This is a genomic window from Micromonospora echinospora, from assembly GCF_900091495.1.
GTDB lineage: Bacteria > Actinomycetota > Actinomycetes > Mycobacteriales > Micromonosporaceae > Micromonospora > Micromonospora echinospora.
This window is the reverse complement of the sequence record NZ_LT607413.1, coordinates 3,735,001-3,754,376: the sequence shown is the minus strand read 5'-3', so window position 1 is coordinate 3,754,376 and position 19,376 is coordinate 3,735,001. Positions and strand designations below refer to the sequence as shown.

Below are 19,376 nucleotides of genomic sequence, written 5' to 3'. Positions count from 1 at the left end.
TTTTTTTCCGCGGGCACGCGAGGTGCACGCCCGTCGAAGTCTGCCTGCCTGAGAACCGACCGGATGTCCGGTCAGCGCTCAACGATGGTTGCCCTGTCGCGGTCCGCCTCCAACGGATCCGCGATCGCGCCCTGCGCGGTCAACGTGCCCTGCGCCAGCCGGGTCACCCGTGGCGACACCGGCGGCTCCAGGTCGGCCACCACGCGGAGGCCGGAAAGGACGTCATCGGGTCGAACGGACGGGGTGACCTGCCGAACGACCAGTTCGAGTATCGCACACGGCACGCCGGTGACCTCGGAAGGCGTCTCCGCCGGCTCGCGGACCCCGATCCGGAGCACCGCGGCGCGGGCGTCGAACGTACGCCGTCCCTGTTTCGTCATCCGCTCGACCAGCACCTCCTCGGCGGCGGTGAAGGCGTCGACCGCCCGGTGCAGCGTGACCGGATCGACCCCGGGCAGCTCGATCCACCAGTGGGACGCCTCGATCCGGTCGGCGAGGCTCCCGCCGCCGGCCACCACCGCGTCGAGCACGTCGAGGCCGGGTGAGAGCGCGGCGTCCAGCGCGGTACGCAGCTCGCCCGGGTCGACCGGGGCGCGCAGGCCAATCTCCAGGTATTCCGCCTCGCTGGCCACGCCGGTCGGGGCGGCGCTGGCGTACGAGATCTTCGGGTGTGGGGTGAAGCCCTGGGAGAAGGCGATCGGCACCCCGGCCCGTCGCAGCGCCCGCTCGAAGGCCCGCGCGAAGTCCCGGTGCGAGGTGAACCGCAGCGGTCCCCGCTTGGCGTACCGGATGCGGACGCGCTGGACGACCGGCGCCTGCCCGCCCTCCGGCTGTGGTTTCTTGTTGATCGTCGTGCTCCTCGGAATGTCAGTACCCATCGATCACGCCAGTCATTGTCGATGACACGCACCGTGACGACAACTCCATGATCAGCCCAGTCCGGTCCCGGCGCACGACGAGCGCGCCGGGAGGTCGCTACTGGGCGGCCGGGGAGGGTACCCGCAGGCCGTCACCGGTGATCGGGGTGAGCGGGAGCAGTTTGCGCCCGGTCGGGCCGATCTGGATCTCGGTGTCCATGGACGGGCAGACGCCGCAGTCGAAGCAGGGCGTCCACCGGCAGTCGTCCTGCTCGTACTCGCTGAGCGCGTCCTGCCAGTCCTGCCAGAGCCAGTCCTTGTCCAGGCCGGAGTCGAGGTGGTCCCAGGGCAGGACCTCCAGCTCCTCGCGCTCCCGGGTGGTGTACCAGTCCAGGTCGACGCCGAAGGTCGGCAGCACCTCGGCGGCGGCGTCCACCCAGCGCTGGTAGGAGAAGTGCTCGCTCCAGCCGTCGAAGCGGCCGCCGTTCTCCCAGACCCGCCGGATGACCGCGCCGACCCGCCGGTCACCCCGGCTGAGCAGGCCCTCGATCAGCGACGGCTCGCCGTCGTGGTACCGGAAACCGATCGCCCGGCCCAGCGAGCGGTCCGCGTTGATCGCCTGCTTGAGCAGCTTGAGCCGGCCGTCGATGACCTCCGGGCGCTCCATCGGCGCCCACTGGAACGGGGTGTGCGGCTTCGGCACGAACCCGCCGATGGAGACCGTGCAGCGGATGTCCTTCGAACCGGTCGCCGCCCGGCCGGCCCGGATCACCTCGTGCGCCATGTCCGCGATCTCGAGCACGTCGTCGTCGCCCTCGGTGGGCAGGCCGCACATGAAGTACAGCTTCACCTGCCGCCAGCCGTTGGTGTACGCGGTGACCACGGTGCGGATCAGGTCTTCCTTGGAGACCATCTTGTTGATGACCCGCCGGATCCGCTCCGACCCGCCCTCGGGGGCGAAGGTCAGGCCGGTCCGTCGGCCGTTGCGGGACAGCTCCTGGGCCAGGTCAATGTTGAACGCGTCCACCCGGGTCGACGGCAGCGAGAGCGACACGTTCGTGCCCTCGTACTGCTGGGCGAGGCCGGAGCACATGTCGCCGATCTCGGAGTGGTCGGCCGAGGAGAGCGACAGCAGGCCCACCTCGTGGAAGCCGGAGAACTCCAGCCCCTGCTGCACCATCTGCCCGACCGTGGTGATCGACCGTTCCCGGACCGGGCGGGTGATCATGCCGGCCTGGCAGAACCGGCAGCCCCGGGTGCAACCCCGGAAGATCTCCACCGCGTACCGCTCGTGCACCGTCTCGGCGAGCGGCACCAGCGGCTTCTTCGGGTACGGCCAGGCGTCCAGGTCCATCGTCGTGCGCTTGTGCACCCGGAACGGCACGTCCGCCCGGTTCGGCACGACCCGCTGGATCCGGCCGTCCGGGAGGTAGTCCACGTCGTAGAAGCGCGGCACGTAGACGCTCTCGGTGCGGGCCAGCCGGAGCAGCAGCTCGTCCCGCCCGCCGGGCGAGCCCTCGGCCTTCCACTCCCGGACGATCGTGGTGATCTCCAGGACCGCCTCCTCGCCGTCACCGAGCACGGCGGCGTCGACGAAGTCGGCGATCGGCTCCGGGTTGAACGCCGCGTGCCCGCCGGCCACGATCACCGGGTCGGCGTCGGTCCGGTCGGCGGCGAGCAGCGGGATACCGGCCAGGTCGATCGCGTTGAGCAGGTTGGTGTAGCCCAGCTCGGTGGAGAACGAGACGCCGAACACGTCGAAGTCGCGCACCGAGCGGTGCGCGTCGACGGTGAACTGCGGGACGCCCTGCGCCCGCATCAGCCGCTCCAGGTCCGGCCAGACCGCGTACGTCCGCTCGGCGAGCACGTCGGGCAGCTCGTTGAGCACCTCGTAGAGGATCTGCACGCCCTGGTTGGGCAGGCCCACCTCGTACGCGTCGGGGTACATCAGGGCCCAGCGGACCGTCGCGGCGTCCCAGTCCTTGACCACCGCCCCCAACTCACCACCGACGTACTGGATGGGTTTGGTCACCTGGGGCAGCAACGGCTCCAGCCGGGGCCAGACCGACGGCTCCAGGTCGCGGCGCGGCGTCGGACGCGCCGAGCTGGAGCCGTCGCCAGAGTTCGCCACGGCGGGGCGCGGCGTGGTGGACGGGACGCTCATGACGCCCAAGGGTACGCGCCCGCCGATCCGGGTCCGCCGGACCGGGTGGACCGAGCCGAAAGGACGACACGGGAGCGGTCGGTCACCGCGGCCCGCTCTGCCGGTCGACACCGCCGCACGTCGTGACGCGGCGGGACATCGGGGTACGGGGGGCGCGAATGGCCCCGGTTGGCGTACCGGTACTAACCTCGCAACGGCGCGAGAGGAGATTACCGCGATGCCGGAACCGCAGCCGGGAGCAGAAGGACCGGCCGCCGGGAACACGCCGGCCCCACCACCGTCCGTGACGGAGGCCCGGGAGCAGGTGGTTCCCGGCGAGCCCGACCCCTCCGCCGTCCCCGCCGAGCGGACGCTCGAGCAGACGTCCGACGGCCCGGCCGCCGAACCCGTGACCGAGGAGAACCCGGCGGGAGCGGACCGGACCGCCGTGGACACGGCCCGCCCTGAGGTCACCTCCACCGCGTCCGGGACAGCCCCACCGCGCGGGGCCGCCAAGGTCCCCGCCCCCGCCGAGCGGAAGTCCGCGCCGTCCGCGCCCGACCCGACCCGGATCGACCCGGTCCGCGTCGACCCGACCGCGCCGGAGCAGGGCAGACCCGACGCCACCCGCATCGACCGCGCCGGCCCCGATCCGACGAAACTCGACGCGTCCCCCGCCGTCCCGCCCGCGCCCCGGTGGAGCGGGTCGGCGGCGGTGCCGCCGCCCAAGCCGAAGAAGCGCGGTTGGGGTCACTCCGCCGAGCCGACCCCGCCTCCCGTGCCTCCGCCCACCCCGCCGGAGAGCCTGGCACCGGTCGACCCGTGGGCCGGGGTCGACACCGGCAGCTGGGACCTGAACGCGGGTTACGAGCCGCTGCCCCCCACCCGGATGTACCCGGCCGCGACGGACTCCCCAGCCTGGACGCCGCCGGACCCGCCCGCCCCGGCCTGGGCCCCACCGCCGGTCACCCCGCAGCCCCCACCGGTGGCGCCCGTCTCCGGGCAGCCGGTCTCCCCGCCGCCCGCACACCCGGTGTCACCGCCCGCGCCGGCCCGTCCGGTGTCGCCGCCCCCGCAGGCGCACTCAGTCCCGCCACCCCCGCAGGCGCGTCCCGTGTCGCCGCCGGCCTTCCCCCCGCCGGTCGCCCGGCCGGTGTCGCCACCGGCCTTCCCGCCACCGGTCCCGGCACCGCAGGCCCGCCCGGTCTCCGCACCGCCACCGGCACCGGCCCGCCCGGTCTCCGCACCACCACCGCCGGTCTCCGCACCACCACGCCCGGTCTCCGCACCCCCGCCGGCGCGGCCGGCGGCCCCACCACCGCAGCGGCGAAATCCCACGCCGCCCCCGGTCGGTCCGCCGCCCAATTGGCAGGCCCCACAGGGGTACGCTCCGCCGCCGCCCCGCAAGAAACGACGCTGGCCGGCCCGCATGCTGATCATGAGCCTGCTCTCGATCGCCTGCTGCTGCGGTTGCCCCGCCTGGTTCGGCAAGCCGATGTGGGAGCAGTACCCGGCCGGCGCGACCCTTCCGCCGCAGGTGGCCGACCTGCGGCTCCAGACCGACGCCCGCAGCGAGCAGACCGCCGACGAGCTACGCGGCGAGGTGGAGACCGAACACGCGTTGGCCGAGGAGGTCTTCGCCGGGGTCTACAGCACCCCGCAGGGCAAGACCGTCACGATCTTCGGCAGCACCGGTTTCCGGTTCACGCCCGAGTCGGACGCCGAGGAGGAGCTGACCCGGCTGACCCCGAAGTACAAGCTCGGGACGCAGCAGGTGGTCGAGACCGACGTACGCGGGGAGCACCAGCGCTGCGCGGTCGGCCGCTCGGGCAGTGTGGACGTGGTGGTCTGCACCTGGGCCGACCACGGCAGCATCGCCAGCGGGGTCTTCACCCGGCTCTCGCTGTCCGACAGCGCCACCCTGCTCGGCACCCTGCGGGAACAGATCGTCACCCGGCAGTGACCCCGTCCCCGGCCGGGTAACCGCGACGCGCGGACCGGATCAGCCGGCGGGCTGGCCGCGGGGCGGGGCGTAGCGGGGGACGTACTCCTGGCCGGTGAGCTTCTGGATCTCGCTCATCAGCTCGTCGGTCATCGCCCGCAGCGAGGTGCGGTCGTCGGAACGGCCGGTGAAGTCCAGCGGCTTGCCGAACCGGACGGTGATCTTCCCCGCGCCGAGGCGGGGCATCCGGGCGCCGATCGGCTGCACCCGGTCGGTGCCGATCATGCCCACCGGGACGATCGGCACACCGGCCGAGACGGCGAGCCGGGCCGCGCCGGTGCGGCCCCGGTAGAGGCGGCCGTCCGGCGACCGGGTCCCCTCCGGGTAGACGACGACCAGGTCGCCGCCGCGCAGCGCCGGGATCGCCGCGTCGAACGCGGAGAGCGCGGCCCGCCCACCGGCCCGCTCCACCGGGATCGCGCCCAGCCCGGTGAGCACCGACTTGGTCAGCTGTCCCCGGAACCCGGTGCCCTTGAAGTATTCCGACTTGGCCCAGAAGGCGAGGTGCCGGGGAATCGTCGCGCCGAGGAACAGTTCGTCGGCGACGGAGAGGTGGTTGCCGGCGAGGATCGCGCCGCCCTGCTCCGGTACGTGCTCCAGTCCCTCCACGGTCGGGCGCCATCCCCACCGCAGCAGGTTCCCCACGGTGTACTGGCCGATGGTGTAGAGAGGCGGCACGGGTCCTCCGGCGGTCGTACGGGTTCAGGCGGTGTCACGTTAGCCGACGGCCCGCCGGTGTCCGGCGGCCCCCGCCGAGTCGGCCGACGGGCGGGACCCGGGCCGCCGGGGAGGGCCGCGACCTGCGAATACGACCCTCCCCGTCGACCAGTGTCCGGGTTGCTCACACCCGGCGTACGGCCACCGTCACCCGGTCGCCCTCGCCGACCTCGCCGGTGAACCCGTCGACCGCGTCGGCGAAGTCCACGGACTCCGCCAGCACCTCCCCGGCGACGAAGTCGCGGTACGCCGACACCGCCGTCCGGACCTCGTCCGAGGCGGACAGCACCAGCGTGATCCGGTCCGACACGTCCAGGTCGGCGTCCCGGCGGGCCTGCTGCACCACCCGGACGACGTCCCGGGCCAGCCCCTCGGCGGCCAGTTCCGGGGTGACGGCGGTGTCCAGCACCACCACCCCCTCACCGGCGGGCAGCGGCGCGGAGTGCTCCGCGTCGGCGGCGACCAGACGCAGCTCGTACTCACCCTCGGCGAGGGTGACCCCGGCCGCAACCGGGGCGCCGTCGACCAGTTCCCACTCCCCCGCCTTGACCGCCTTGATGACCTGCTGCACCTGCTTGCCGACCCGGGGGCCGAGCGCCCGGGGCACCACGGTCAGCACCTGCTGGCAGTAGGAGGCCACCGCGTCGGTGAACTCCACCGCCTTGACGTTGACCTCGTCGGCGACCAGGTCGCCGAAGGGACGCAGCGCGGCGGCGGCCGGCGAGGCGACGGTGAGCCTCGCCAGCGGCAGCCGGACCCGCAGCCCCTTCGCCTTGCGCAGGGACAGCGCCGCCGAGCACACGTCCCGGGTGGCGTCCATCGCCGCGACCAGGTCGTGGTCGGCCGGGAACTCGTCGGCCGACGGCCAGTCGGTCAGGTGGACCGACCGCTCACCGGTCAGCCCGCGCCAGATCTCCTCCGCCGTCAACGGCGCCAGCGGCGCGACCACCCGGCAGAGCGTCTCCAGCACCGTCCAGAGCGTGTCGAAGGCGTCGGCGTCGCCGGACCAGAACCGGTCCCGCGAGCGCCGCACGTACCAGTTGGTCAGCGCGTCCAGGTACGACCGCACGGTGGCGCAGGCCCCCGAGATGTCGTACGCGTCCATCTGCGCGCCGACCGTGGCGACCAGCTCGTTCGTCTTCGCCAGCACGTACCGGTCGAGCAGGTGGGTGGAATCCGTGCGGCGACGGGCGGTGTGCCCGGCGGCGTTGGCGTAGAGCGAGAAGAAGTACCAGACGTTCCAGAGCGGCAGCAGCACCTGCCGGACGGAGTCCCGGATGCCCGCCTCGGTCACCGGCATGTCCCCGCCGCGCAGCACCGGCGAGGACATCAGCATCCAGCGCATCGCGTCCGACCCGTACGAGTCGAAGACGTGGTACACGTCCGGGTAGTTGCGCAGGCTCTTGGACATCTTCCGGCCGTCCGAGCCGAGCAGGATGCCGTGGCTGAGGCAGTTGCGGAACGCCGGCCGGTCGAACAACGCGGTGGCCAGCACGTGCATGGTGTAGAACCAGCCCCGGGTCTGCCCGATGTACTCGACGATGAAGTCGCCCGGGTAGTGGTGCTCGAACCAGTCGGCGTTCTCGAACGGGTAGTGCACCTGGGCGAACGGCATCGAGCCGGACTCGAACCAGCAGTCCAGCACCTCCGGCACCCGGCGCATCACGGACTTCCCGGTCGGGTCGTCCGGGTTGGGGCGGACCAGCTCGTCCACCGCCGGCCGGTGCAGGTCGGTCAGGCGTACGCCGAAGTCCCGCTCGATGTCGGCCAGGGAGCCGTACACGTCGACCCGGGGGTAGTTCGGGTCGTCGGACTTCCACACCGGGATCGGCGAGCCCCAGAACCGGTTCCGGCTGATCGACCAGTCCCGGGCGTTGGCCAGCCACTTGCCGAACGAGCCGTCCTTGATGTGCCCCGGGGTCCAGTTGATCTGCTGGTTCAGTTCGACCATCCGGTCCTTGAACCGGGTCACCGCGACGAACCAGGACGACACCGCCTTGTAGACCAGCGGGGTGTCACAGCGCCAGCAGTGCGGGTAGGAGTGGGTGTAGGTGTCCTGCTTCAGCACCACCCCCCGCTCCTTCAGCTCCCGGATCACCGGCTTGTTGACGTCGAAGACCTGCTCACCCTGGTACGGCGGGACCAGCGCGGTGAACCGGGTGTGGTCGTCGACGGTGACGACGGTCGGGATGCCGGCGGCGTTGCAGGTGTTCTGGTCGTCCTCACCGAAGGCCGGGGCCAGGTGCACGATCCCGGTGCCGTCCTCGGTGGTGACGAACTCCGCGCCGAGGACCTGGTACGCGTTCGGCCCGGCCTGCTCGACCAGGAAGTCGTAGAGCGGGGTGTAGAACCGCCCCACCAGATCCGCGCCGCGCACCGTACCGAGGAGCTCGTACTCCTCCAGTTCCTTGGCGTACGCGCCGAGCCGCGCCGCGCCCACCACGTACCGCTCTCCGTCGCGTTCCAGTACCGCGTACTCGATGTCCGGGCCGACGGCCAGGGCCAGGTTCGACGGCAGGGTCCACGGCGTGGTGGTCCAGACGCCCAGCCGCACCGGGCCGCGCACCAGCTCCGGGGCGGTCTCGTCGGGGGTCAGCGCGAACCAGACCGACAGGGTCGGGTCGTGCCGGTCCCGGTAGACGTCGTCCATCCGGGTCTCGGTGTTCGACAGCGGCGTCTCGCACCGCCAGCAGTACGCCAGCACCCGGAAGCCCTCGTAGACCAGACCCTTGTCGTGCAGGGTCTTGAAGGCCCACATGACACTTTCCATGTAGTCCAGGTCGAGGGTCTTGTAGTCGTTGGCGAAGTCGACCCAGCGGGCCTGGCGGGTGACGTACCGCTCCCAGTCGTGGGTGAACTCCAGCACCGAGGTGCGGCACGCCTCGTTGAACCGGGCCACGCCCAGGTCGAGGATCTCCGCCTTGCTGGTGATGCCGAGCTGCTTCTCGGCGACCACCTCGGCGGGCAGGCCGTGGCAGTCCCAGCCGAAGCGCCGCTCCACCCGCCGCCCACGCATGGTCTGGTAGCGCGGCACCACGTCCTTGACGTAGCCGGTGAAGAGGTGGCCGTAGTGCGGCAGGCCGTTGGCGAACGGCGGGCCGTCGTAGAAGACGTACTCGTTCTTCCCGTTCTCGCCGGCGGAGCGGGTCTCGACGGACGCTTCGAAGGTCTTGTCGGCCGTCCAGTGCTCCAGGACCCGGCGCTCGACCGCGGGCAGGTCCGGGCTCGCCGGGACACCGGCGGCGGTCGCGTCGTGCAACGGATAGGCCATCGGGGGTGCACTCCTCAGCAGCAGCTCACGGTTCGTGGGTCTGCGAGGACGAGCCGTCGCCGGGTGACGCCGTCGTCGGCGTCCCGGGTCGGGCCCGCGGTACCACCCCGCTTGGCGGCCGAGAACGACCGCCCGCTCGTTGGCCGGCTGTGACGGGCCGGACCCGTCCGGTTCTACTCGGACGCGACGCGTCCTTTCTTCCGGAGGCTCACCGGTGATGGCCGGGTCGTCGCCTGTGCCGACAAGCGTACTCGACCGGGTACGCCCCCCGCCGCCGAGTAACCGCCCCGCCGGCTCGACGGCCCGGGGTGACGCGGCTCTCACCCGGGGCCGGTCACACCCGGGCGGGCCGGCCCGTCAGGTCGGTGCAGGACACGGACGAGGGAGGACCCATGCAGGCACGGATGAACGTGGCCCAGGTCGCGCCGGAGGCGTACCGGGCGGTACTCGGGCTGGAGAAGTACGTCCGCGCAAACGTCGAGCACCGGGTGCTGGAGCTGGTGAAGCTGCGCGCGTCGATGGTGAACGGCTGCGCCTTCTGCGTCGACATGCACAGCCGGGAGGCGCTCGACGCGGGCGAGTCAAGCCGTCGGCTGTTCGCGGTCGCCGCCTGGCACGACGCGCCCTTCTTCGACGAGCGGGAACGGGCCGCGCTGGCGCTCACCGACGCGGTCACCCGGCTCGGCGAGCACGGCGTACCGGACGAGGTGTGGGACGAGGCGACCCGGGTCTTCGCCGCGAAGGAGGTGGCCGACCTGGTCCTGGCCATCGCCACGATCAACGTCTGGAACCGGATCTCGGTGACCACCCGCACCCAGCCGCCCACCGACTGAGGTGGTGGCAGGGGTCCCCGGTTACCGCGTTTCGCGTAGCAGGGGGCCCCTGCAGGCGCCCGGGAAGGCCGGGACGCTCAGCCGAGCTCGGGGAACCAGAGCGCAATCTCCCGCTTGGCGCTGTCCACCGAGTCGGAGGCGTGCACCAGGTTCTCCCGGTTCGACAGGGACAGGTCACCCCGGATCGTGCCGGCGGCGGCCCGGCGTCCGTCGGTCGCGCCGATCAGCCCGCGCACCACGTCGATCACCTGGTCGCCGGAGAGCACCAGGGCGACCAGCGGCCCGCCGGTCATGAAGTCCTTCAGTGGCGGGTAGAACGGCTTGTCGACGTGCTCGGCGTAGTGCTCGTCGGCCAGCGCCGCGTCCATCGTCCGCGACACCAGGGCGTCGATCCGCAGGCCCTTGCGCTCGAAACGGGAGAGGATCTCGCCGACCAGGCCGCGCCGGACCGCGTCAGGCTTGATCAGTACGAGCGTGCGCTCGTCCGGGCTGATGCTGGACACGCTGGTTTCCTCCTGTGCGCGGAATTCGGTACGGCTCGGTACGGTCAGCCTAGCGACCCGGCCCCGGCACCGGCGCGGCGGATGCTTCTTCCTTCCGCCGCTGTTCCGGCCTAGCCTGGCCCTTGACCCTCGGGAGGTCCACAGTGGCGAATGGCGGAAACCGGTCGATCGCGCCGGTGCGGAAGCTGATCGCGGCGGTGCTGGGCACCGTGGCGACCTTCGTGGTCCTGTTCGGGCTCGGCATGACGAGCTGGTCGATCGTCGCACTGGGCGTGGCGCTGGTGGCCCTGTGCATCGCACTGGCCACCTTCAAGACCGGCGGGCGGGCCTGGGTGATCGGCGTCGGGCACGTGCACAGCGCCTCCGAGCCACCCACCTCGTATTCCTTCGGCCGCTGCGAGTTGCAGCTCGTCATCGACGCCCCCGGGCTGCCGCCCCGGTCCAAGAAGATCATCGAGCCGCGGGTGCCGGTCGCCAAGTGGCCCGCGATCGGGCAGACGCTGCCCATCCGGGTCGCCCTCGACGACCAGCGCCGGATCCGGGTGCTCTGGGACGAGGTCCCCACCCACGCCGAGACGGCCGCGACCGTGGCCGACCTGCCGCCGGAGTACGCCGGCGCGGATCCGCTCGACGAGGTCCTCATCCAGCAGGACGCGCCGCCGTGGGCCGAGCGCGGCCCGGACGACGACTACCGCGACGCACCCGGCCCGGACCCGCTCCTCGACGACCTCGGCGACGACCGGGAAGCGGTGGTGGTCCACCAGCGTCCGGGCGGCCCGGTGGTGCTGGAGGGCACCCTCGTGGAGTCGCCCGCCCCGCTGCCCCGCCGGGCCACCCCCGCCCCGCGCCCGCCCGCCGAGGACGGCCCGCCGATGACGTACGGCGACCCGTACGCCGGCCCGCCCGACGACCCGTACGCCACCCGGCCGCTCCGCCCGTACCGGGACCCGTACGACGACCTGCCCGGCGACCCGGACCTCGACAGTCCCGCGTCCCCGTACCGCGACCCGTACGGCGAGACCCCGGGCGATCCGGGCACCCGTCCCGCCTCCCCGTACCGCGATCCGTACGACGAGGCCCCCGACGACCCCGACGCGATCCGCGCCGCGTCCGCCCCGCGCGACCCGGACGGCGAGCCCTCGCCCGAGCGGGTCGAGCCGGTCGCGGCGGACGAGCCGACCGTGACGATCAGGAGGACCGAGGCGGACGAACCGATCGAGCCGGTCAGGCGGGCCGGGGCGGACGAGGCCGACGAGCCGACCGAGCGGGTCGAGTTCATCGGGTCGCCCCAGCCGGTCCAGCCGACGGACCAGGGCACGTCGACCGCGCAGGACCCGTCAGCCGAGCGGGCCACGTCGACGGGGCAGGGCACGCCGGCCGGGGCACCGGGCGGCACGCCGGTCGTCCCCGTCCGGCAGCGCGTCGACGAACCGATCGTCGATCCGGTCGACATCCCCCTGGACGCCCCCGACGACGAACCCGCCGCCGACGACCTGGACGAGGCGATCTTCGGGTACGACGCGGGGGCCGGCACCGCCACCCCGATCAGCGGCGTCGGGATCACCGTGCTCGTCACCGACCTGGACCGGTCGATGGAGTTCTACCGGGACACCCTGGGCTTCACGGAGGTCGACCGGGGCCCGGGCAACGCCGTCCTCGCCTCCGGCAGCACCCGGCTGGTGCTGCGCGAGGTCAGCGAGGCCGCGCCGATCAGCCGCCGGCTCGTCCACGTCAACCTCGAGGTGGACGACATCCAGGCCGCGTACGACCGGCTGCGCGAGTCCGGCGTCCGCTTCACCTACGCCCCGAGGGTGGTCAACCGGGGCGCGAAGCTGGACGTCTGGGCCGCCGCCTTCCGGGACCCGGACGGCCACGGCATCGCGCTCACCCAGTGGCGCACCCGCGCCGACGCCTGAGCCCGTCCGGCGGGCCGGTCAGCCCAGGATCACCCGCCGGACGTGCAACGCGTACGCCCACACCAGGCCGAAGATGACGCCGAGCGCCGCCAGCGACAGGTGCAGGAACCCGCCGAGCGCGAGCACGACCTGCAGCAGGGTGCCCAGGTGCCACGCCCAGCGGCGGCCCATCAGGCCGGCAAGCAGCACCGCCATCACGGCCAGGCCGACGATCAGGCCGATCGCGGCACCGCTGAGCTGGCCGCCGAGCACCCGGATCGGTTGGATCGCCAGCAACAGCACCAGCGCCTCCAGGGCCAGCACGGCGGAACCCAGTCCGCGTACCGCGCGCTCCGGGTTACGCAGCCCGGAGCGGCGGCCGGCTGGTGGCAGCGCCCCGTCCGGACCGGACGCTCCCGCGTCCCGCTCCCCGGGCGGGCCGCCCGGCATCTCCGGCCCGTCCGAACTCCCGGTGCCCGGCGCCGGGTCCGGCCGGTGGCCCGGCTCGGCGCCGCTCACCGCTTCAGCAGCCGACGGGCGTCGGCCACCGTCACCACCGACCCGGTGATCAGCACGCCCACGCCACTCAGCTCCCCCGGTACGTCGGACTCGGCGAGCGCGACGGCCGCCTCGATCGCGTCCGGCATCTCCTCGGCGCTCTCCACCCGGTCCGGGCCGAAGACCTCGGCGGCCAGCGCGGCCAACTCCGCCACGGGCATCGCCCGGGGTGAGCTGTTGCGGGTCACCACCAACTGGTCGACCACCGGTTCCAGCAGCTCCAGCAGGCTCGCCGCGTCCTTGTCGGCGAGCACCGCGACCACGGCGACCAGCTTGCTGAACGCGAACTCCTCCTGCAACGCGGTGACCGTGGCGGTCATCCCGTGCGGGTTGTGCGCGCCGTCCAGCAGCACCGTCGGGGCCGTCCGGACCCGCTCCAGCCGGCCGGGCGAGCTGGCCGTGGCGAAACCCTCCCGGACGGTCTCCATGTCCAGCTGACGCTTCGCGCCCGCGCCGAGGAACGCCTCGACCGCCGCCAGCGCCACCGCCGCGTTCTGCGCCTGGTGCGCGCCGTGCAGCGGGACGAAGACCTCGTCGTACACACCGCCGAGGCCCTGGAGGGTCAGCACCTGCCCGCCGACCGCCACCGATCGCCGCAGGACGCCGAACTCGGCCCCCTCCCGGGCGATGGTCGCGTCCACCTCGGCGCAGCGTTCCAGGATCGGCCGGGCGGCCTCCTCGTCCTGAGCCGCGGAGATCACCGTGGCGCCCTTGTGGATGATGCCCGCCTTGGCCAGGGCGATGTCCTCGATCGTGTCGCCGAGCCACTCGGTGTGGTCGAGCCCGATCGGGGTCAGCACGCACACCCCGGCCTGGATCACGTTGGTCGCGTCCTCCGCCCCGCCCAGGCCGACCTCCACCACCGCGACGTCGACCGGCGCGTCGGCGAACGTGGCGAACGCCACGGCGGTGGTCATGTCGAAGTAGGTCAGCGGCTCGGCGGACCGCTGGTCGACCAGCGCGGCCAGCGGCGCGATCTCCCGGTACGTGCCGACGAAACGCTCCTCGCCGACCGGCTCCCCGTCCAGGCTGATCCGCTCCCGGACGGTCTCCAGGTGCGGGCTGGTGTACCGGCCGGTGTGCAGCCCGAACGCCCGCAGCAGCGAGTCGATCATCCGGGCGGTCGAGGTCTTGCCGTTGGTGCCGGTCAGGTGGATCGACGGGTACGCCCGCTGCGGGCTGCCGAGCAGGTCCAGCAGCATCTCGATACGGTCCAGCTCGAACACCATGCGGGTGAAGCCACGGCCGGCGAGTTCCGCCTCGACGGCGGCGAAACCCGTCCGGTCGGGACTGCCGGTGCGGTCGGTACGGTCGGTCACGGGAGCAGCGCCTCCAGGGCAGCGTCGATCCGGACGAGGTCGGCCTCGGCCGCCGCGAGCCGGTCACGGATCTTGTTGACCACCGGCTCGGGGGCCTTGCCGACGAAGGCCGGGTTGTCCAGCTTCGCCCGCGCCTGCGCGACCTCCTTCTCGGCCGCCGCTCGGTCCTTGGTCAGCCGGGCCCGCTCGGCGGCCACGTCGATTGAGCCCCGGGTGTCCAGCGCGACCACCACCTCACCGGGCAGGGTCAACGTGGCGCTGGCTTGGAAGTCCTCCCCGGCCGCGTCGAGCCGGACCAGCGAACGGATCAGCCGCTCGTGCGCGGCCACGCCCGCCCCGACGAGCCCGTCGAGCCGGGCGACCACCCGCTGGGTCGGCCGCAGCCCCTGGTCGGAGCGGAACCGGCGGATCTCGGTCACCACCCGCTGGACGGTGCCGACCTCGCCCTCCGCGGCGTCGTCGACCAGCGTACGGTCGGCCACCGGCCAGCTGGCCGCCAGGAGCGTCTCGCCGCCGCTCAGCGCGGTCCACAGCTCGTCGGTGACGAACGGGATGACCGGGTGCAGCAGTCGCAGCAACTGGTCGAGCACGTGGCCGAGCACCCGGCGCGTGGCGTCGGCCGCCGCGCCGCCCTCGGCGAGCACCGGCTTGCTCAGCTCCACGTACCAGTCGCAGACGTCGTCCCAGGCGAAGTGGTACAGCAGGTCGCAGACCTTCGCGAACTCGTACGCCTCGAACTGCGCGTCCACCTCGGCGGTGACGTGCGCCAGCCGGGACAGGATCCACCGGTCGACGGTCGACAGCTCGGCGGCGGCCGGCAGCGGCCCGGTGGTGTGCGCGCCGTTCATCAGCGCGAACCGGGTGGCGTTCCAGAGCTTGTTGCAGAAGTTCCGCGAGCCCTGGCACCAGTCCTCGCTGACCGGCACGTCCCCGCCCGGGTTCGCGCCCCGGGCCAGGGTGAACCGGGTGGCGTCCGCGCCGTACCGGTCGATCCAGTCCAACGGGTCGACCACGTTGCCGAACGACTTCGACATCTTCTTGCCGAACTCGTCCCGGACCATGCCGTGCAGGGCCACCACGTCGAACGGCGGCTTGCCGTCCATCGCGTAGAGGCCGAACATCATCATCCGGGCTACCCAGAAGAAGAGGATGTCGTAGCCGGTGACCAGCACGCTGGTCGGGTAGAACTTCGCCAGGTCCGGGGTCTGCTCCGGCCAGCCCAGCGTGGAGAACGGCCACAGGCCGCTGGAGAACCAGGTGTCCAGGACGTCCTCGTCCTGCCGCCAGCCCTCGCCGGTGGGCGGTTGCTCGTTCGGGCCGACGCAGACCACCTCGCCGTCCGGGCCGTACCAGACCGGAATGCGGTGCCCCCACCAGAGCTGACGCGAGATACACCAGTCGTGCATGTTGTCGACCCAGGCGAAGTACCGCTTCGACAGCTCCGCCGGCTCGATCCGCACCCGGCCGTCGCGCACCGCGTCGCCGGCCGCCTGGGCCAGCGGGGTGGTGTTGACGAACCACTGCAACGACAGTCGCGGCTCCACCGTCGTACGGCACCGCGAGCAGTGCCCCACCGCGTGCACGTACGGCCGCTTCTCCGCGACGATCCGGCCCTGCTCGCGCAGCGCCGCCACGATCGCCGGGCGGGCCTCGAACCGGTCCAGCCCCTCGAACGGACCGTGCGCGGTGATCACGCCCCGCTCGTCCATCACGGTCAGGGCCGGCAGGTCGTGCCGCTGGCCGATCTCGAAGTCGTTCGGGTCGTGCGCCGGGGTCACCTTGACCATGCCGGTGCCGAAGGACGGGTCGACGTGCTCGTCCCCCACGATAGGGATGCGCCGTCCGGTCAACGGCACCTCCACCTCGGTGCCGATCAGGTGCTTGTACCGCTCGTCGTCGGGGTGCACCGCCACCGCGGTGTCGCCAAGCATCGTCTCGGCCCGGGTGGTGGCCACCACCACGTCGTCGCTGTACCGGATGGAGACCAGCTCGCCGTCGTCGTCGGTGTGTTCCACCTCGATGTCCGACAGCGCGGTCAGGCAGCGCGGGCACCAGTTGATGATGCGGTTGGCCCGGTAGATCAGCCCGTCGTCGTAGAGCTTCTTGAAGATCGTCTGGACGGCCCGGGAGAGCCCCTCGTCCATGGTGAAACGCTCGCGGTCCCAGTCGACCGAGTCGCCGAGCCGGCGCATCTGGCCGAGGATCGCGCCGCCCGACTCCGCCTTCCACTGCCAGACCCGCTCGACGAACTTCTCCCGGCCGAGATCGTGCCGGGAGAGCCCCTGGGCGGCGAGCTGCCGCTCCACCACGTTCTGGGTGGCGATGCCCGCGTGGTCCATGCCGGGCAGCCAGAGCGCCTCGAAGCCCTGCATCCGCTTACGCCGGACCAGCGCGTCCTGGACCGTGTGGTCGAGGGCGTGCCCCATGTGCAGCGAGCCAGTGACGTTCGGCGGCGGGATGACGATGGTGAACGGAGGCTTGTCACTCTGCGCCGACGCCCGGAAGTGGCCGCCGGCTACCCACTGCTCGTACCGTCGCTGCTCTACCTCACCCGGCTGGTACTGGGCGGGCAGTTCGGGGGCGTCGGGGCGTCGGGCATCCAGTCTGTCGGTCACTCGTCAAAGTCTACGGAGCGCTTCGGCGGACCTGACGTGCGCCACCGGTGGTTCGCGTACGGTGGCGGACATGTCCGACGCACACCTGTCCGAGCGTTCGTCGTCCGACCGGTCGGAGCAGATCGACCTCACCATGGAACCGATCCGACTCGGCCATCCCACAGCGGACGACGAGGAGAGCAGGCCGCGCGCGCCCCGCTCGCGGCGCTGGAAGGTCGCCATGGGCGCGGGGCTCGCCGTCGGGCTGCTCGGCGCCGCAGTCTTCGGCACCTTCGGCTGGCGGGTGGCCCAGCAGAAGGACACCGACCTCACGGTACGTCCCGAGGTCGCCGGCCTCCGGCAGGACGACAGCGAGCGGGCCCGGAGCACGGCGGACTACCTGCGCAGCGGGTTCGCGGCCAGCATCGCGCTGGACCGGAGCCTCGGCGTGGTCTACCAGGATCCGGCGGACGCCCGGAAGTCCGTGCTCGTCTTCGGCGGCACTACTCTGCTCTGGCAGCCGGAACGCGAGCTGAACACCCTGTTCGAGATGATGACCGACGAGACCGGAGCGGTGGAAGGGCTGCGTGAGGTGCCGGCCGGACGCCTCGGCGGGGTGATGAAGTGCGGCACGACCAGCGGTGAGGGCGGCGACTTCGCGGTCTGCGGTTGGGCCGACCACGGCAGTGTCGCGATGGGGATGTTCCCCGGCCGGCCCGTCGACGCGGCAGGCACGCTGTTCCGTCAGATCCGTGAGGGCATCCAAACCCGCTCGTGACCTCGTCGAGGCACCCGCACCGTCCCCAGCGCCGGCCTGGTCCTCGGCGAGCAGGCCGGCAGAGCCGATGGAGAGCCCACGGGCAACCCCCGGCGGGGTGTCGCAGAACAGCCCGGGAAATACAACGAGGGTCACCCTGACAACAGGGTGACCCTCGTGAAAGAAGTCCGGCGGTGTCCTACTCTCCCACACCCTCCCGAGTGCAGTACCATCGGCGCTGGAGGGCTTAGCTTCCGGGTTCGGAATGTAACCGGGCGTTTCCCCTCCGCCATGACCGCCGTAACACTATCGACATATCAAACAACCGGGCGGGTTGTTCGTTAGCCGTGAATCACACAGTGGACGCAAGCAGAATGTTTGTAGTCAAGTCCTCGGCCTATTAGTACCGGTCAACTGAACCCGTTACCGAGCTTACATTTCCGGCCTATCAACCCAGTCGTCTAGCTGGGGGCCTTACCCCTCCAAAGAGGGTGGGATACCTCATCTTGAAGCGAGCTTCCCGCTTAGATGCTTTCAGCGGTTATCCCTTCCGAACGTAGCTAACCAGCCGTGCCCTTGGCAGGACAACTGGCACACCAGAGGTTCGTCCGTCCCGGTCCTCTCGTACTAGGGACAGCCCTTCTCAAGTATCCTACGCGCACGGCGGATAGGGACCGAACTGTCTCACGACGTTCTAAACCCAGCTCGCGTACCGCTTTAATGGGCGAACAGCCCAACCCTTGGGACCTGCTACAGCCCCAGGATGCGACGAGCCGACATCGAGGTGCCAAACCATCCCGTCGATATGGACTCTTGGGGAAGATCAGCCTGTTATCCCCGGGGTACCTTTTATCCGTTGAGCGACACCGCTTCCACACGCAAGTGCCGGATCACTAGTCCCGACTTTCGTCCCTGCTCGACCTGTCAGTCTCACAGTCAAGCTCCCTTGTGTACTTGCACTCAACACCTGATTGCCAACCAGGCTGAGGGAACCTTTGGGCGCCTCCGTTACCCTTTAGGAGGCAACCGCCCCAGTTAAACTACCCACCAGACACTGTCCCTGAACCGGATCACGGTCCGAAGTTAGATACCCAAATCAACCAGAGTGGTATTTCAAGATTGCCTCCACCCGTACTGGCGTACGGACTTCACCGGCTCCCACCTATCCTACACAAGCTAATTCGGATACCAATGTCAAGCTATAGTAAAGGTCCCGGGGTCTTTCCGTCCTGCCGCGCGTAACGAGCATCTTTACTCGTACTGCAATTTCGCCGGGCCTGTGGTTGAGACAGTGGGGAAGTCGTTACGCCATTCGTGCAGGTCGGAACTTACCCGACAAGGAATTTCGCTACCTTAGGATGGTTATAGTTACCACCGCCGTTTACTGGCGCTTAAGTTCTCCGCTTCGCCCCGAAGAGCTAACAGGTCCCCTTAACGTTCCAGCACCGGGCAGGCGTCAGTCCATATACATCGAATTACTTCTTCGCATGGACCTGTGTTTTTAGTAAACAGTCGCTTCCCCCTGCTCTCTGCGGCCATACAACGCTCCACCCGCGCGGGGCTTCACGTCTCCGGCCCCCCTTCTCCCTAAGTTACGGGGGCAATTTGCCGAGTTCCTTAACCACAGTTCGCCCGATCGCCTCGGTATTCTCTACCTGACCACCTGTGTCGGTTTGGGGTACGGGCCGCTAAGAACTCGCTAGAGGCTTTTCTCGGCAGCATAGGATCACTGACTTCACCTGAATCGGCTCGGCATCACGTCTCAGCCCTATGGTGTGCGGATTTGCCTACACACCGGCCTACACGCTTACCCCGGCACAACCACCGGCCGGGCTCAGCTACCTTCCTGCGTCACCCCATCGCTTGACTACTACCCGCCAGGTTCCCACGCTCCCCAACCGCAACCCGAAGGCATTGGCCAGTTTGG

Annotated in this window: 12 protein-coding genes and 2 rRNA genes (1 of these 14 running past the window's edge); 4 read left to right on the top strand and 10 right to left on the bottom strand. The window is 71.0% G+C overall.

The genetic code is table 11. The annotated features are described in order from the left end of the window. Positions 1-71 precede the first annotated feature (71 nt). On the bottom strand, positions 72-878 hold the full coding sequence (locus GA0070618_RS17080) for a TIGR03936 family radical SAM-associated protein (RefSeq protein ID WP_088982527.1): 807 nt from the start codon (positions 876-878) through the stop codon (positions 72-74). A gap of 97 nt (positions 879-975) precedes the next feature. Continuing rightward, on the bottom strand, positions 976-3,021 hold the full coding sequence (locus GA0070618_RS17075) for a TIGR03960 family B12-binding radical SAM protein (RefSeq protein WP_088982526.1): 2,046 nt from the start codon (positions 3,019-3,021) through the stop codon (positions 976-978). A gap of 217 nt (positions 3,022-3,238) precedes the next feature. Between GA0070618_RS17075 and GA0070618_RS35195 the strand changes: the two genes are divergently transcribed. Then, positions 3,239-4,963 (top strand): hypothetical protein, encoded by a 1,725-nt coding sequence (locus GA0070618_RS35195; protein WP_269148498.1) that lies wholly within the window; start codon positions 3,239-3,241, stop codon positions 4,961-4,963. 39 nt (positions 4,964-5,002) lie between these two features. Here GA0070618_RS35195 and GA0070618_RS17065 read toward each other — a convergent pair whose 3' ends face one another. Then, positions 5,003-5,680: a lysophospholipid acyltransferase family protein gene (locus GA0070618_RS17065; protein WP_088982525.1), complete on the bottom strand. Its 678-nt coding sequence runs from the start codon at positions 5,678-5,680 to the stop codon at positions 5,003-5,005. 163 nt (positions 5,681-5,843) lie between these two features. Continuing rightward, entirely contained in the window at positions 5,844-8,990 is a 3,147-nt protein-coding gene (gene ileS, locus GA0070618_RS17060; RefSeq protein WP_088982524.1) for an isoleucine--tRNA ligase, read from the bottom strand. Between the two features lie 392 nt (positions 8,991-9,382). Between ileS and GA0070618_RS17055 the strand changes: the two genes are divergently transcribed. Beyond that, entirely contained in the window at positions 9,383-9,823 is a 441-nt protein-coding gene (locus tag GA0070618_RS17055; protein ID WP_088982523.1) for a carboxymuconolactone decarboxylase family protein, read from the top strand. 77 nt (positions 9,824-9,900) lie between these two features. Here GA0070618_RS17055 and ndk read toward each other — a convergent pair whose 3' ends face one another. Then, positions 9,901-10,326: a nucleoside-diphosphate kinase gene (gene ndk / locus GA0070618_RS17050; RefSeq protein WP_088982522.1), complete on the bottom strand. Its 426-nt coding sequence runs from the start codon at positions 10,324-10,326 to the stop codon at positions 9,901-9,903. 143 nt (positions 10,327-10,469) lie between these two features. Between ndk and GA0070618_RS17045 the strand changes: the two genes are divergently transcribed. Next, positions 10,470-12,242 carry a VOC family protein gene (locus GA0070618_RS17045; protein WP_231931769.1) on the top strand — a complete coding sequence of 591 codons (1,773 nt, stop codon included), beginning with the start codon at positions 10,470-10,472 and terminating at the stop codon, positions 12,240-12,242. An 18-nt stretch (positions 12,243-12,260) separates the two neighbouring features. Here GA0070618_RS17045 and GA0070618_RS17040 read toward each other — a convergent pair whose 3' ends face one another. The 3 genes from GA0070618_RS17040 to GA0070618_RS17030 form a co-directional block, all read right to left on the bottom strand. Next, positions 12,261-12,671, bottom strand: a complete 411-nt coding sequence (locus tag GA0070618_RS17040) for a DUF4233 domain-containing protein (RefSeq protein WP_088985593.1) — start codon at positions 12,669-12,671, stop codon at positions 12,261-12,263. A gap of 65 nt (positions 12,672-12,736) precedes the next feature. After that, entirely contained in the window at positions 12,737-14,008 is a 1,272-nt protein-coding gene (locus GA0070618_RS17035) for a bifunctional folylpolyglutamate synthase/dihydrofolate synthase (protein ID WP_088985592.1), read from the bottom strand. Between the two features lie 86 nt (positions 14,009-14,094). Continuing rightward, positions 14,095-16,713: a valine--tRNA ligase gene (locus tag GA0070618_RS17030; RefSeq protein WP_088982521.1), complete on the bottom strand. Its 2,619-nt coding sequence runs from the start codon at positions 16,711-16,713 to the stop codon at positions 14,095-14,097. A 70-nt stretch (positions 16,714-16,783) separates the two neighbouring features. Here GA0070618_RS17030 and GA0070618_RS17025 point away from each other — a divergent pair, with 70 nt between their 5' ends. Then, positions 16,784-17,470 carry a hypothetical protein gene (locus GA0070618_RS17025; RefSeq protein ID WP_088985591.1) on the top strand — a complete coding sequence of 229 codons (687 nt, stop codon included), beginning with the start codon at positions 16,784-16,786 and terminating at the stop codon, positions 17,468-17,470. A 165-nt stretch (positions 17,471-17,635) separates the two neighbouring features. Here the strand turns inward: GA0070618_RS17025 and rrf are convergent. After that, positions 17,636-17,752, bottom strand: a 5S ribosomal RNA gene (gene rrf / locus GA0070618_RS17020). A gap of 77 nt (positions 17,753-17,829) precedes the next feature. Next, positions 17,830-19,376: ribosomal RNA gene (locus tag GA0070618_RS17015) — 23S ribosomal RNA — on the bottom strand (it continues 1,562 nt past the right edge of the window).